At 66.8% G+C, this 13,714-nt stretch carries 11 protein-coding genes; 7 read left to right on the top strand and 4 right to left on the bottom strand.

What is annotated here, in order from left to right; genetic code table 11:
- Positions 1 to 4: 4 nt before the first annotated feature.
- The 3 genes from QHG62_RS17645 to QHG62_RS17655 are packed head-to-tail and all read right to left on the bottom strand — an operon-like array spanning position 5 to position 2,626.
- Positions 5 to 826, bottom strand: a complete 822-nt coding sequence (locus tag QHG62_RS17645) for a phosphatase PAP2 family protein (RefSeq protein ID WP_281146838.1) — start codon at positions 824 to 826, stop codon at positions 5 to 7.
- A 10-nt stretch (positions 827 to 836) separates the two neighbouring features.
- Entirely contained in the window at positions 837 to 1,664 is an 828-nt protein-coding gene (locus QHG62_RS17650) for a metallophosphoesterase family protein (protein ID WP_281146839.1), read from the bottom strand.
- A complete protein-coding gene (locus QHG62_RS17655) occupies positions 1,661 to 2,626 on the bottom strand; it encodes a diacylglycerol/lipid kinase family protein (protein WP_281146840.1) in 966 nt (321 codons plus the stop codon). Before QHG62_RS17655 ends, QHG62_RS17650 begins: the two co-directional genes overlap by 4 nt.
- Before the next feature lie 234 nt (positions 2,627 to 2,860).
- Here QHG62_RS17655 and glyQ point away from each other — a divergent pair, with 234 nt between their 5' ends.
- From glyQ to QHG62_RS17680, 5 genes are read left to right on the top strand one after another with little or no spacing between them, the layout of a single operon-like run.
- Positions 2,861 to 3,766, top strand: a complete 906-nt coding sequence (gene glyQ / locus QHG62_RS17660) for a glycine--tRNA ligase subunit alpha (protein ID WP_055808465.1) — start codon at positions 2,861 to 2,863, stop codon at positions 3,764 to 3,766.
- Between the two features lie 3 nt (positions 3,767 to 3,769).
- Positions 3,770 to 5,926: a glycine--tRNA ligase subunit beta gene (gene glyS / locus QHG62_RS17665; RefSeq protein WP_281146841.1), complete on the top strand. Its 2,157-nt coding sequence runs from the start codon at positions 3,770 to 3,772 to the stop codon at positions 5,924 to 5,926.
- A 32-nt stretch (positions 5,927 to 5,958) separates the two neighbouring features.
- Positions 5,959 to 6,537, top strand: coding sequence for a D-glycero-beta-D-manno-heptose 1,7-bisphosphate 7-phosphatase (gene gmhB / locus QHG62_RS17670; RefSeq protein ID WP_157616078.1), 579 nt, complete (start codon positions 5,959 to 5,961; stop codon positions 6,535 to 6,537).
- The gene (locus QHG62_RS17675) at positions 6,537 to 7,307 is read left to right on the top strand and encodes a lysophospholipid acyltransferase family protein (protein ID WP_281146842.1); all 771 of its coding nucleotides are present in this window, start codon (positions 6,537 to 6,539) and stop codon (positions 7,305 to 7,307) included. The genes gmhB and QHG62_RS17675 overlap by 1 nt, the downstream gene beginning before the upstream one ends.
- A gap of 14 nt (positions 7,308 to 7,321) precedes the next feature.
- The gene (locus QHG62_RS17680; RefSeq protein ID WP_432445536.1) at positions 7,322 to 8,311 is read left to right on the top strand and encodes a M48 family metallopeptidase; all 990 of its coding nucleotides are present in this window, start codon (positions 7,322 to 7,324) and stop codon (positions 8,309 to 8,311) included.
- 535 nt (positions 8,312 to 8,846) lie between these two features.
- Here the strand turns inward: QHG62_RS17680 and QHG62_RS17685 are convergent.
- Positions 8,847 to 11,393 (bottom strand): penicillin acylase family protein, encoded by a 2,547-nt coding sequence (locus QHG62_RS17685; RefSeq protein ID WP_281146843.1) that lies wholly within the window; start codon positions 11,391 to 11,393, stop codon positions 8,847 to 8,849.
- 99 nt (positions 11,394 to 11,492) lie between these two features.
- On the opposite strand from QHG62_RS17685, the gene QHG62_RS17690 reads away from it, so the two are divergent.
- Together QHG62_RS17690 and QHG62_RS17695 are read left to right on the top strand one after the other, a co-directional pair.
- A complete protein-coding gene (locus tag QHG62_RS17690; RefSeq protein WP_281146844.1) occupies positions 11,493 to 12,569 on the top strand; it encodes a PLP-dependent cysteine synthase family protein in 1,077 nt (358 codons plus the stop codon).
- Positions 12,569 to 13,639, top strand: a complete 1,071-nt coding sequence (locus QHG62_RS17695) for a carotenoid 1,2-hydratase (RefSeq protein WP_281146845.1) — start codon at positions 12,569 to 12,571, stop codon at positions 13,637 to 13,639. The genes QHG62_RS17690 and QHG62_RS17695 overlap by 1 nt, the downstream gene beginning before the upstream one ends.
- The last annotated feature ends 75 nt before the right edge of the window (positions 13,640 to 13,714 follow it).

Genomic DNA, 13,714 nt, shown 5'->3' on the forward strand with positions numbered 1-13,714 from the left:
CCGCTCAGCGCGCGGCCCGGCGCTTGCGGTGCCGCGCGTATTCGAGGCTGCTCACGCACACCAGCAGCCACGCCAGGCCGGTCAGCAGGCCGGCCACCACGTCGCTTGCAAAGTGCACCTGCAGGAAGACGCGGCTGCACGCAATGGTGACGATGGCGGCTGCGGCCGCCATGGCTGCCGGCACATGCCAGCGCGCCGGCAACAGGCGCAGCGCCAAGTACATCAGCATGCCGTAGCTCACTATGGCGCCCGAGCTGTGCCCGCTCGGAAAGCTGAAGCTCGTTTCCAGTGCCAGCCCATGGTCGTGCAATGGCCGCGCCCGCGCAAAGATGCGCTTGAGCGCGGGGTTCAGCAGCACGATGCCGCCGAGCGCCATCACCCAGCCCAGCGCCAGCCCGCGGTGCGCCTTGCGCCACAATGCAACGGCCAGCACCACGCACACCGGCGCCAGCAGTTCGGCATCGCCCAGGTGGGTGAGCCAGCTGAAGGCAACCAGGGCAGCCCACGGCACATGCTCGCCGATGGCATCGGCCAACGCCTGGTCGGCCAGGCCGAGCAGGCGCCCGTCCCCCAGCTTCGACGCGATGTAGGCCACCAGGCTTGCCGCCGCAAGAATCAACACAAAGCCCAGCGCCAACCCGCCCGCCACGCGCGGCTCGTCGGGCTCATCGCTTTCGGCAGAGGCCCTGGCGCGGCGCCGCTGCAGCAGCCGGCAAACGATGCCGGTGCCCAGCACCGATACCGCAAAGACACACACGAACCAGGCAAGGGCATGCTCGCCAACCTGGCGGGCGAGAAGAACGAGGGCAGGGGCTTCCGTGGGCATGCGGCGCACCCTAAGGGAGCTGCGCGCCGCTGGCAAGCCGAAGCCGCAATACTTTGCCGCACACAAAGGCCTTGTGTGCCGCCGAATGGTCCCACCGTTCCGCTTGGCAGATGCGGGTGCCACCGATGTTTTCCATGCGCAGCACGTTCACCGAATTGGGATGCCCCGCCCGCACGCGCGACGACACGGCCGTGCCGGCCTGCACTGCCCATGTCGTGCGTGGGCAACCGGCGTACGCGTCGTGCAGCGAGCGCACGAACGGCAGGTGGATGTGGCCGCCCAGGATCAGGTCGGCGCCGGCGGCGCACCAGCGCGCCACGGCCGTTTCGCGGCCGTGCAGCCGGTTGTGCATGTCTTCCTGCCGCGTGACCATCACCGGCTGGTGCGTCACCACCACGCGCAATTGCGAAGGCAATGCCGCAGCCAGCCGGGCTTCGACCCGCTCGACCTGCGCGGCGGAAACCTCGCCGTCCTCGTGCCGGTACCAGCGCGTGGTGTTCACTGCAACCACCAGCCATTCGGCGGATTCGAACTCCGGCTCCAGGTTGGTGCCGAAGGCTTCGGCGTACCTTTCATAAGGCGAGAAGAGGCGCGCCGGCAAATGAAAGAGCGGAATGTCATGGTTGCCGGGAATGGCCACCACCGCCGGCGGCGCGAGCCGGTCGACGAAGGCGCGGGCCGCCGCAAACTGCGCGCGCGTGGCCCGCTGGGTAATGTCTCCGGAGAGCACCACCACCTGCGGTGACAAGGAATGCGCAAGCCGCTCGAGCGCCTCCACCACCTCGGGCTGCTCGGTGCCGAAATGCGGGTCCGAAATCTGAAGCAGGCAACTGTTCATTGCTTGGCGGCCTCCAGTTCGGGGGCGGAATCCGGCCGCACCAGCCACAGCGGCTCGGGCGAGACACGAAACAGCAGCGGCATCTCGGTCCAGGCGATCTCGCCGTCGGTGGCCACCTTCACCCGGCGGGGCGAATGCAGCCGGCCGGTCTTCACCGTCATCGACTCGAACGGAAAGCTCAGCACCTCGTCGGCGCTCCCAAGGCGGCCCAGCGCGCCGCGCACCAGCAGCCCGGGCATCGCCAGCACACCCGTCGGCTTCAGCACCACGGCCGCGAGCTGGCCGTTTTCGGGCGCGTCGGCATGCTCGATGCCTACCTGCAGCAGCTGCAACGGGTTGTTGCCTACAAAAAGCGTTGGCGTCTTCACGTCGCGCTCCTGTCCGCGCCAGGCCATGCGCAGGTTCCAGAGCCGGTGGCCGCGCATCACCGTCAAAAGCCCGGCAAAAAAAGCGATCCAGCGACTCCGGCCATAGCGTGCCTTGTAGCTTTCGCGCTCTTCCAGCAGTTCGGCGTACAGCCCCATGCTGGCATTGACCAGGAACACGCGGTCGTTCACCAGGCCGACCTGTGCCGGCTGGGGCTGCGCGGTCAGCAGCACCTGCAGCGCCTCGGCCGTATCGCCCGGAATGCCATGGGCTCGGCTGAAGTAGTTGAAGGTGCCCTGTGGCAGCACCCCAAAGGCCAGCCCGCTGCCGAGCGTGGCCTGCGCCACGGTGTTGATGGTGCCGTCGCCGCCCGCGGCCACCACCACGCCGCCGACAGCGCGGGCCCGCTCCACCGCCTCGCGCGCCAGCGCCTGCACCGTGGTGCGCTCATCCACAAGAAAGATGCGGTGCTTGCGGCCGGCCGCGGCGCAGCCTTCCTCGATGACCCGGCGGGTTTCAGCGGTGTCCGCGTTGCCCGAGCCGGCGTTCAGAACGATGAACAGAGGGGAATTCGGACCGATTTGGGGCGGCAGCATGTCGGTGGAAGCAGGGGGAAAGGACGCCCGGCGGGTGAAAAAAGACCGGGAAAAGACCGATAAAAGGCGATTGCATGCAACCGGCCCGCCTTTGTCGCACGGCCCGGGGCGCCGCGCCGGCAGCCAGCATCCCGCCTTGATGTGGGAGAGTTGCCCTCCGACCGTAAAATCGTCCGCTTTCGCGGCGCATTGCCGCGCTACCGTCCAAATGTCCGGCCTGCGCCGGCCAGCTTCATGTTGACCTTCCAGCAAATCATTCTCAAACTGCAGTCGTACTGGGCCGACAAGGGCTGCGCGCTGCTGCAACCGTACGACATGGAAGTGGGCGCGGGCACCTCGCACACCGCCACCTTCCTGCGGGCCCTCGGCCCCGAGCCCTGGAAGGCCGCCTACGTGCAGCCCAGCCGCCGCCCCAAGGACGGCCGCTACGGCGAGAACCCCAACCGCCTGCAGCACTACTACCAGTACCAGGTGGTTCTCAAGCCGGCGCCCAGCAACATCCTCGAGCTGTACCTCGGCAGCCTCGAAGCCCTGGGCTTCGACCTGAAGAAGAACGACATCCGCTTTGTGGAAGACGACTGGGAGAACCCCACGCTCGGCGCCTGGGGCCTGGGCTGGGAGGTGTGGCTCAACGGCATGGAAGTGACGCAGTTCACCTACTTCCAGCAGGTGGGCGGCATCGACTGCAAGCCCATCACCGGCGAAATCACCTACGGCCTGGAGCGCCTGGCCATGTACCTGCAGGGCGTGGACAACGTCTACAACCTCACGTGGACCGAAGGCCTGAGCTACGGCGACGTGTACAAGCAGAACGAGGTCGAGCAGTCGACCTACAACTTCGAGCACAGCGATGCCGAATTCCTGTTCACTGCCTTCAATGCGCACGAAAAGCAGGCCAAGCACCTCATGACCGAGCAGCTCGCGCTGCCGGCCTACGAGCAGGTGCTCAAGGCTGCGCACAGCTTCAACCTGCTCGACGCGCGCGGCGCGATCAGCGTGACCGAGCGGGCGGCCTACATCGGCCGCATCCGCAACTTGGCGCGCAGCGTGGCGCAAAGCTACTACGAGAGCCGCGAAAGGCTTGGTTTTCCGATGGCGCCGCGCGAGTGGGTTGCACAAATCACGAAGAAGGCGGCTTGAGCGATGACGAGCGTGCAAAAGAATCTGTTGGTCGAACTCTTCGTTGAAGAGCTGCCCCCCAAGGCGTTGAAGAAACTCGGCGATGCTTTCGCCAATGGCCTGCGCGACCAGCTCGTGGCCCAGGGGCTCGCCGAGCCGAGCTCCGTGCTCACCGCCTACGCATCGCCGCGCCGGCTGGCTGCGCACCTCACCCACGTGGCCGAGCGCGCTGCCGACAAGGCCGTGTCTCAAAAGCTCATGCCCGTGGCCGTGGGGCTCGATGCCTCGGGCCAGCCCACGCCTGCGCTGCTCAAGCGGCTGGCCGCCCTCGGCGCCGATGCCTCGGCCGTGCCCGGCCTGAAGCGCGCAATGGACGGCAAGGCCGAAGCGCTGTTCTACGAAAGCACCGCCAAGGGCGCCACGCTGGCCGAAGGGCTGCAGAAGGCGTTGGCTGAATCCATCGCCAAGCTGCCGATCCCCAAGGTGATGAGCTACCAGCTCGAAAGCGGCTGCGAGCTGCCCGGCTGGAGCAGCGTGAGCTTCGTGCGCCCGGCCCATGGCCTAGTCGCGCTGCATGGCGATGCTGTTGTGCCGGTCGAGGCGCTGGGACTGCATGCCGGCCGCGAAACGCACGGCCACCGCTTCGAGGCGGCGGGCGACCCGGTGGTGCTGCGCGATGCCAACAGCTACGCGCTGCAGATGCAGGACGACGGCGCGGTCATCGCGAGCTTTGAAGCCCGCCGCACCGAAATCGCGCGCCAGCTTGCGGCCGCGGCCGTGCGGGTCGGCGGCGGCACCGTGCCCATTCATGACGATGCGCTGCTCGATGAAGTCACGGCGCTGGTCGAGCGCCCCAACGTGCTGGTCTGCAGCTTCGAGCGCGAGTTTCTCGAAGTGCCGCAAGAGTGCCTCATCCTTACGATGAAGGCCAACCAGAAATACTTTCCACTGCTCGACGCGGCGAACAAGCTCACCAACAAGTTTTTGGTGGTCAGCAACATCAGCCCCGAGGACGCGAGCGCGGTGGTTGGCGGCAACGAGCGCGTGGTGCGCCCGCGCCTGGCCGACGCCAAGTTCTTCTTCGACCAGGACCGCAAGAAATCGTTGGCCTCGCGGGTCGAATCGCTCGGCAAGGTGGTCTATCACAACAAGCTGGGCACGCAGGGCGAGCGCGTGCAGCGCGTGATGCGCATTGCGCGCGGCATTGCGGCGCAACTGGGGCAGCCAGGGCAACCCGCGGATGCCACGCTCACCGCGCACGCGGTGCAGGCGGCGCAGCTTGCCAAGGCCGACCTCGTGACCGACATGGTCGGCGAGTTTCCCGAGCTGCAAGGCACCATGGGCCGCTACTACGCGCTGCACGACGGCCTGTCCGCCGAAGTGGCCGATGCCATCGAAGACCATTACAAGCCGCGCTTTGCCGGCGACGAACTGCCGCGCAACACCGTCGGCCTTGTCGTGGCGCTGGCCGACAAGCTCGAGACGCTGGTCGGCATGTTCGGTATCGGCAACCTGCCCACGGGCGACCGCGATCCGTTCGCGCTGCGCCGCCATGCGCTCGGCGTGATCCGCATGCTGATCGAGAAAGACCTGCCGCTGGGGCTCGATGCGCTGCTGCAGGACGCCGCCGCGCAGTTCAAGGACATCGACGGCTTCGACAGCGGCAAGGCCACGGTCGAGCTGCAGGACTTCATTCTCGACCGCCTGGCCGGCAGCCTGCGCGAGCAGGGCGCCAGTGCGCAAGAAGTCGACGCCGTGCTGGCGCCGCGACCGCAGCGCCTGGGCGAAGTGCCCAAGCTGCTGGCCGCAGTGCGCGCTTTTGCCGCGCTGCCCGCCGCCGCCGCGCTGGCCGCGGCCAACAAGCGAATCGGCAATATCCTCAAGAAGGCGCCCGAGGCCGACGCCCACGTGAGCGAGCTGCTCCTGCAAGAGCCCGCCGAGAAGGCGCTGCATGCCGCCATGGCCGAAGTCGTGCCCGCCGCCAATGCGCAATTCGATGCGGGCGACTACACCGCGTCGCTGCAGACCCTGGCTGCGCTGCGCGAGCCGGTCGATGCCTTCTTCGACGGCGTGATGGTCAATGCCGAGCAGGCCGACCTTCGGCTCAACCGGCTGGGCCTGCTGATGTCGTTGCACGTCGCGATGAACCGCGTGGCGCAACTCGAACGGCTAGCGGTCTGAAGCGAAGCAGCACGGGCTTTTTTGCCAACGCCATGAAACTCGTCATCCTCGACCGCAACGGCACGATCAACGTGCACCGCGAAGATTTCGTCAAGAGCGACATCGAGTGGACGCCGCTGCCCGGTGCGCTCGAAGCCGTGGCCAAGCTCAACCATGCGGGCTGGCACGTGGTGGTCGCGTCCAACCAGTCGGGCCTGGGCCGCGGCCTGTTCGACATGGCGTCGCTCAACGCCATGCACGCCAAGATGCACAAGATGCTCGCGGCCGTCGGCGGCAAGGTCGATGCGGTGTTCTATTGCCCGCACAGCCCCGACGAGGACTGCGACTGCCGCAAGCCGAAGCCGGGCCTCTTCCTGCAGATCGGCGACCGCTACGGCATCGACCTGCAGGGCGTGCCGACCGCGGGCGACAGCCTGCGCGACCTGCAGGCGGGTGCCGCCGCGGGTTGCGAGCCGCACCTCTTGCTGACCGGCATGGGCGCCGCCTGCATAGGCGTCGACCCGCTGCCCCCCGAATATCCGGCGAACACCATGGTTCACGAGAACCTCGCTGCTTTTGTCGACTTCCTGCTTGCGCGCGAAGCGCAGGCTGCACTCCAGGTGGCTGTCTGATGGCGTTTCTTCGTTCCGTTGTCCATGCCCTGTGGATGCTCGTCACCGTGGTGCCCTGGGGCATCATCATGTGCGTCAGTTCGCTCTGGAAGCGCGGCATACCGCTCTACTGGATGGCGGTGCAGTGGCTCAGCTGGGCCATCGGCGGCGCGCGCGTGCTGCTGGGCATCAAGACCCGCGTCACCGGCATGGAGAACCTGCCGACCGACAAGCTCGCCGGCGCGATCCTGCTGGTCAAGCATCAGTCGACCTTCGAGACCTTCCTCATGCCCACGCTGATGCCGCATCCGCTGGCATTCGTGTTCAAGAAAGAGCTGATCTACGTGCCCTTCTTCGGCTGGGCCATGGCCCGGCTCGACATGATTCATATCGACCGCAGCCAACGCGCGCAGGCGTTCAACAAGGTCGTGAACCAGGGTCGCAAGCTGCTTGCGCAGGGCATCTGGATCATCATGTTTCCCGAAGGCACCCGCATTCCGCGCGGCCAGAAGGGCACCTACAAGAGCGGCGGCACGCGGCTCGCATGCGAAACCGGCGTGCCGGTGATTCCCGTTGCCGTTACTTCGGCCAAGGTGTGGCCGCGCAAGGCCTTCATCAAGCGCCCCGGCGTGGTCGACGTGTCGATAGGCCCGGCCATCTCCAGCGTCGGCCGCAAGCCCGATGAGCTGATGCGCGAAGTCGAGGCCTGGATCGAATCGGAAATGCGCCGGCTCGATCCTGAGGCTTATCGCGACAGTCCGCCGCTGCAGGCGGCGCCAGAAGTGCACTGAAGAGAAAGCCCGACATGCGGGGACTGCTTCAGTTCACGATGGATCTGTTCGAAGGGCTGGGCAACGAGTTTGCGCCGCCCAAGCCGCCCGAGCGCAAGCCGCGGAAAGTGAAGAAGAAGGCCGCGCCGCCGGAGGCGACGCCGTTGGCTGACTCGCCTCCCGTGCCCGATGCCCAGCAGCAAGACAACGCCGGCCCCGCCGCTTTGCCCGCCATTCCGCTGCGCGACACGCTGACGCTCGCGAGCTTCGTGCATCCGCAGGCTACGCGCGAAACAGTGCTGGGTTGGGCGCGGGTGGCCTATGAGTTCAAGCGCGGCAAGCGCAAGACCATCGGCTTCGTGGTCGGCCCCGAAGGTTTATCGGTGCGTGCGCCGCGCTGGGTCACGCTGCGCGACGTGGACGCCGCCGTCCAGGAAAAGGCCGACTGGATCATTCGCAAGCTGCTCGAAACGCGGCAACGCCACGCACGCGTCGAGGCCACGCGCATCGAGTGGAAAGACGGCGCGGAGTTTCCCTTCATGGGCGAGCCGGTCGTGATTCGCCTCGACCCGAAGCACGGCTTTGCAAGCGTCGGTGGCACGCTCGATGAGGCAAGCGGCGACGGCGCCGGGCCGCGCATCTTGCGCTTGGCCGTGGCGCAGAACGCCGAGCCCTCTCAAATTCGCGATGCCGCCCAGGCGTGGCTCATGCGGCGGGCGCGGCGGCTGTTCATCGAAAGGCTCGATCACTTTGCACCGCGGCTTGGAGTGCGGTGGCAGAAGTTGTCGTTGTCGAATGCTGCTACCCGCTGGGGAAGTGCGAGTGCGGACGGGTCGATCCGGCTGAACTGGCGCTTGATTCACTTTCGCCTGCCGGTGATCGACTATGTGGTTGCGCATGAGCTGGCGCATCTGCGGGTGATGGATCACTCGCATCGGTTCTGGGAGACAGTGGAGAGTGTGGTGCCGGACTATGGGTTGCTGCGGCAGCAGTTGAAGGATGAGGCTGTGCCTCGGTGGGGCTGACTTGCTTGCTTTGTTTTGATTCCGAGGCCGGGATTCCGCCCGGCGGCGGACTCACTTTCTTTTGCTTCGCCAAAAGAAAGTAAGCAAATGCGGTGCTCGGGTTTCGCGGGGTCTCGCAGAACTCGCTTCGCTCAAACAGCTGCGAGCCCTGATCCGCGAAACCCTCCGTTTCGCGGGGTCTCGCAGAACTCGCTTCGCTCAAACAGCTGCGAGCCCTGATCCGCGAAACCCTCCGCTCCTCGGCGCATACAGAGGGGCTTGGAAACCGAACGGGCCTTTGCTTCGCTCGGCCACCAAGCCACCGCGGCGCTGCGCGCCGCGGTGGTTGGCATTGAGTTGGTCTGCCGGCTGTTGGTATTGGCTGTTGGGGCCGAGCGAAGCGAAGGCCACCCGCTCCCACCCCTTCTGTATGCGCCGAGGAGCGCAGATGGAGGCGGGATCAGGGCCGCAGCTGTTCCTTTCTTTGCTTACTTTCTTTGGCGAAGCAAAGAAAGTGAGTCGCCCGCCGGGGCGACACCCGGCCTCGGAACCAAACTCACCGCCCAACAGGCACTAAACGAATCCGCTCCACAGTCTCCCTCTCCACAGCCCCCCGGCTATAAACAAGCGGCACGTACTTGCCTTCAAGCCACAACGGCGCCAAGTCCCGATAGTTCGGACTTTCCGGATTCCCCGATTGCCCCGGCGTATTGATCACCCGCGACGCATCCCAGTTGCCCACATCCAGCACCATCCGGAACGAAGCCCCCGACGTCAGCCGGTAGTCGCTCGCCCTGTAGGTCGCCGCCATCGGCGTAAAGCTCGACCCCGACATCGGCCAGTCGCCCACGTCGAGCTTCTTGCGTGTTGCAGCGTCGACCACCTCGGCAAGCGGATGCCGGAATTCAGCGCGATGCAGCGCACCCCACTTCCAGGCCGCCATGTCGGGCCCAAGCTTGGCGGTGAGCTCCTGCATTGCAGGCGGCAGGGTCTGCAGCAGCAAGGCGTCGCGCTGCGAGTTGCTGACCCAGCCCGACGGGTTTTCGAGCAGCAGCAACATGCGCGTGTTGTCACCTGGCGCGGCAAGCGATGAAGCAGCGTCGCCGGCGCCGGCCTTGAGCACGGCCGCACGCAAGGTCTTGCCGCTCCAGACCTCGTACAGCGCAGCGGCGCCGCTGTCGCGGTGCATGGTGCCGTCCCAGCCTTGCAACAAGCGCAGCCCTGCGGCGGTTTGCGGATCGTCGCTGCGCAAGCCTGCCAACAGCTTCAACAAGCGCTGGGCGGGCGTCGCAACGATGTCGTTCTGCATGCGTTCCGAGCCCTCGATGGTGAAGCGCGAGCCTGCAGCCACCTTCGCGGCGAACAGCTCCTTGAGGCGGCGCGCACGGGCCGCGTCGCTCCACTCATAGCCGATGCCTTTCTTTGCCGCCGGATGATCGGGCGGAATGTTGTTCTCGTTCGCGGTTACCACATAGCCGCGTGCCGGGTTGAATTCCGAAGGCAGTTCGTCGCCATTGCGAAAGCCCGACCACTCGTAGCGGCCGTCGCCCGGCACCGGCATCAGCCCGTCCCAGTTGGGCCGGATGGGCGTCAAGCCGCCCGGCATCCAGCCGACGTTGCCATTGCGGTCGGCATAGACCTGGTTCTCGCCCGGCGCGCCCCAGCGGTTCATGGCGGCGCGGAACTGGTCCCAGTTCTGCGCGCGCATGTAGTCCATGGAACCGAAGTACGGCGCCATGCCGGGTTCGAGCCATGCCGCCCGCAATGCGAAGGCGCGCTGCTTGCCGGGCTCGGACAGCAGCACCGGACCGTGGCGCGTGAAGGTGTTGACCACCTCGCGCGGCGCGCTCTCGCCGCGCACCGCGATGCGCTCGGTCACGCTCGTCATCGGCTCCCAACGGCCCTGGTAGCGGTACTCACCGGGGTTCTGCGGATTCAGCTCATACACGTACAGGTCTTCCTGGTCCATGTAGAAGCGCGTCAGGCCGAACGCGATGGTGCCGTTGTGGCCGATGGAAAGGCCCGGCAGAAAAGGCTCGCCTGCGCCTATCGCGTCCATGCCCGGCGCGCTGAGGTGCGTCATGTAGCGCAGGCTCGGAGCACCGTGCGCGCGGTGCGGATCGTTGGCGAGGATGGGCCTTCCGGTGGAGGTGAGCTGCGGCGCGATGACCCAGTTGTTGCTGCCGTAGGCGGCCGTGGGATCGCCTTGCATGGCTTGGCGCTGCCGCTCTTCTTCGTCGGCCTTTGCCGCCGCGGCCTCGGGGCTGTCGGGCTGCAGCACTGCAGCAGACGCTGCGGCGGTGCCGGCGAGGCGCGTGTTGCTCTTGGTGAAGCGCGGCGAATCGGTCGCACGCAGATAGGCGGCGCGCAACTCGGCTGCGGGAATGGTGCACGGATCGAAGCCAGGCGGCACTTGCGGCGTGACCGGCGGATCGAGTTCGCGGCGCAACCAGTCGGCCTTGATACCTTCGGTGCCGGCGCAGAACGCGCGGGCACGGTCGATCTCCGACGTGAAATTGAGCGTGAGGCCGTGGTGCCGGATGCGCACCACGTCTTCGGGCGACCACAGGGCCGGCTGATAACCCAGAAGTGCGAATTCGGGCGGCAGCAGCGCGGGCTGCGCGCGCACCTGGGCAACGTAGGCGTTGACGCCGGCAGTGAAGGCCTCGGCCACGCGCTTGGCATCGGAGCCGTAGGCCAGCCACTCGCGGTACATGTCGCCGCGATAGAGCACGGCGCGCGCGGCACGGTCGCTCTCGACCCATGCGGGCCCGAAGTCCTTGGCCATCTCGCCGAGGCCGCGCTTGCGCCACAGGTCCATCTGCCAGAGCCGGTCGCGCGCGGCGATGAAGCCCTGCGCCACGAAGGCGTCATACAGCGTGCCGGCATAAAGGTGCGGCACGCCCCAGCGGTCGACCAGCACTTCGGCCGGCTTCTCGAGGCCAGCGACGGCAAAGGACGAGGGTGGGCGCTGTGGCGTCTGCACACCGGGAGGCCCCGATGCGCAGCCCGCAAGCGCGAGGGCTGCGAGCGTTGCGACCCCAATGGAATGCCTTTGACCTAACGAGCGCCGCGATGCGGGGCGCGGGTGTCTTGTTCTCATGCGTCTTGTCTCCTGCCGGGTGGAATTTGGCAGCGCACAGTATCCCGATTTGCATATCCGCTGGGTACTGCGAGGGATGACTTGTAGACTTCTTCCTACATGCAGCAAACACCCTCCTCCATTTCATGCGGCGGCTGGCTCGGCTCTGCCATACGCCGCATCGAAGCCGACTACCAGCGCAGCGCCGACACGCACCTGATCCCGCTGCCGCTGCCCTCGCTTGCCGCGGCCGGCGTCGACCTGTACCTGAAGGACGAGTCGACCCACCCCACGGGCAGCCTCAAGCACAGGCTCGCACGTTCGCTCTTTCTCTATGCGCTGTGCAACGGATGGGTGCGCGAAGGCACAACCATCGTCGAGGCATCGAGCGGCTCCACCGCGGTGAGCGAAGCCTACTTCGCACGCCTGCTCGGCCTGCCCTTCATCGCGGTGATGCCGCGGAGCACCTCGCCTGAAAAGGTGGCGCAGATCGCCTTCTACGGCGCGCGTTGCCACTTTGTCGACCATGCGGCGCAAGTGTATGAAGAAGCGCGCGCGCTCACCGAGCAAACCGGCGGCCACTACATGGACCAGTTCACGTACGCCGAGCGCGCGACCGACTGGCGCGGCAACAACAACATTGCCGAGAGCATGTTCCAGCAGATGGCGCGCGAGCGGCATCCGGTGCCGGCATGGATCGTTGTGGGCGCGGGCACGGGCGGCACCAGCGCCACCATCGGGCGCTATGTGCGCTACCGCTGCCACGACACGCAGGTGTGCGTGCCCGACCCCGAGGGATCGGTGTTCTCGGCCTATCACCGCACGGGAGATGCAACGCTGACGGCGGCGGGCTCGCGCATCGAAGGCATCGGCCGCCCGCGGGTGGAGCCGAGCTTCATCCGCACGCTGGTCGACCGCATGATCGAAGTGCCCAACCTCGATTCGGTGGCCGCCATGCATGCGCTCTCGGCATTGCTGGGGCGCAAGGTCGGGCCATCGACGGGCACCAACTTTGTCGGCATGCTGGCCATTGCACGCGAGATGCGTGCGGCCGGCCAGCAAGGCTCCATTCTTTCGCTGCTGTGCGATGCGGGCGAGCGCTACCTGCCGAGCTATCACGATGCGGTGTGGGTGCGGAACGCCTTCGGCGACATTGAGCCGGCACAGCAGCGCATCGACGCGCTGGTTGCGGAGTGATGCCTGCGCCGGCTTTCTGCAAACTCTCGCGCCGCAGCCTGCTGCTTGCGGCGCTGGCCGCAGCGCCCGCAAGCTGGGCGCTGCCCGAGCGCACGCTGCAGTTCCCGCGCGACTTCGGCAGCCACCCCGACCTGCGCACCGAATGGTGGTACATCACGGGCCACGCAAGAACTTCGGCAGGACGCGAGTTCGGTTTCCAGGTGACGTTCTTTCGCTCGCGTGTCGATGCCGCGCAGGCAATGCGCTCGGCGTTTGCGGCCAAGAACCTCGTGTTTGCGCACGCTGCGGTTACCGATCTCGAAGGCCGCGTGCTGCTGCATGACCAGCGCATTGCGCGGGCGGGCTTCGGCGTTGCGTCGGCCAGCGAAGCCGACACCGATGTGCGCCTGCGCGACTGGTCTCTCGTGCGCAAGGACGGCAGTTATTCGGCCCGCGTGCCGGCGGGCGAATTCACGCTCGACCTGCGCTTTGCGCCCACGCAGCCGGTGCTGCTGCAAGGCAAGGCCGGGCTCTCGCGCAAGGGCCCGGAGGAAGCACAGGCAAGCTACTACTACAGCGAACCGCAACTGAAGACGCAGGGCCGGCTCACACTGAAGGGCCAGGCCTTCGATGTGGACGGAACGGCCTGGCTCGACCACGAATGGAGCGAGGCGCTGATGCATCCCGAGGCCGTAGGCTGGGACTGGATCGGCATGAACCTGGACGACGGCAGCGCCCTCACCGCCTTTCGCCTGCGGCGCCGCGACGGCAGTGCGCTGTGGGCTGGCGGTTCGTTTCGCCCGCGCGACGGCGCGCTGCGTGTTTTCAGCAACAACGAGGTGCGCTTCGATGGTGCCGATGCGTGGACCAGCCCACGCACGCAGGCAAAGTACCCCACCCGGTGGCGCGTGCAGACACCATCGGGAATCTTCGGAGTGCGCGCGCTTCTCGACGACCAGGAGCTCGACAGCCGCGGCTCCACCGGCGGGGTCTACTGGGAAGGCGTGAGCGACCTGCTCGATGCGCAAGGTAGCCGCGTCGGCCGGGGCTACCTGGAGATGACCGGCTACGCCGCACCGCTGCGGCTCTGAGGCCGCACATTTCGCAAGCACCCGACTGCTACGGCGAGCCTTCGGTCCCGGGGGCTCGATCGGTCGCACCATTCC

The organism is Variovorax paradoxus (assembly GCF_029919115.1).
GTDB lineage: Bacteria > Pseudomonadota > Gammaproteobacteria > Burkholderiales > Burkholderiaceae_C > Variovorax > Variovorax paradoxus_O.

Bases quoted from the DNA above. Each gene is read 5' to 3' on its own strand.
- glyQ (WP_055808465.1), top strand. From the start codon at position 2,861: ATGTTGACCTTCCAGCAAATCATTCTCAAACTGCAGTCGTACTGGGCC.
- QHG62_RS17680 (WP_432445536.1), top strand. From the start codon at position 7,322: ATGCGGGGACTGCTTCAGTTCACGATGGATCTGTTCGAAGGGCTGGGC.
- QHG62_RS17685 (WP_281146843.1), bottom strand. From the start codon at position 11,393: ATGAGAACAAGACACCCGCGCCCCGCATCGCGGCGCTCGTTAGGTCAA.
- QHG62_RS17695 (WP_281146845.1), top strand. From the start codon at position 12,569: ATGCCTGCGCCGGCTTTCTGCAAACTCTCGCGCCGCAGCCTGCTGCTT.
- QHG62_RS17675 (WP_281146842.1), top strand. From the start codon at position 6,537: ATGGCGTTTCTTCGTTCCGTTGTCCATGCCCTGTGGATGCTCGTCACC.
- gmhB (WP_157616078.1), top strand. From the start codon at position 5,959: ATGAAACTCGTCATCCTCGACCGCAACGGCACGATCAACGTGCACCGC.
- QHG62_RS17655 (WP_281146840.1), bottom strand. From the start codon at position 2,626: ATGCTGCCGCCCCAAATCGGTCCGAATTCCCCTCTGTTCATCGTTCTG.
- QHG62_RS17690 (WP_281146844.1), top strand. From the start codon at position 11,493: ATGCAGCAAACACCCTCCTCCATTTCATGCGGCGGCTGGCTCGGCTCT.
- glyS (WP_281146841.1), top strand. From the start codon at position 3,770: ATGACGAGCGTGCAAAAGAATCTGTTGGTCGAACTCTTCGTTGAAGAG.
- QHG62_RS17650 (WP_281146839.1), bottom strand. From the start codon at position 1,664: ATGAACAGTTGCCTGCTTCAGATTTCGGACCCGCATTTCGGCACCGAG.
- QHG62_RS17645 (WP_281146838.1), bottom strand. From the start codon at position 826: ATGCCCACGGAAGCCCCTGCCCTCGTTCTTCTCGCCCGCCAGGTTGGC.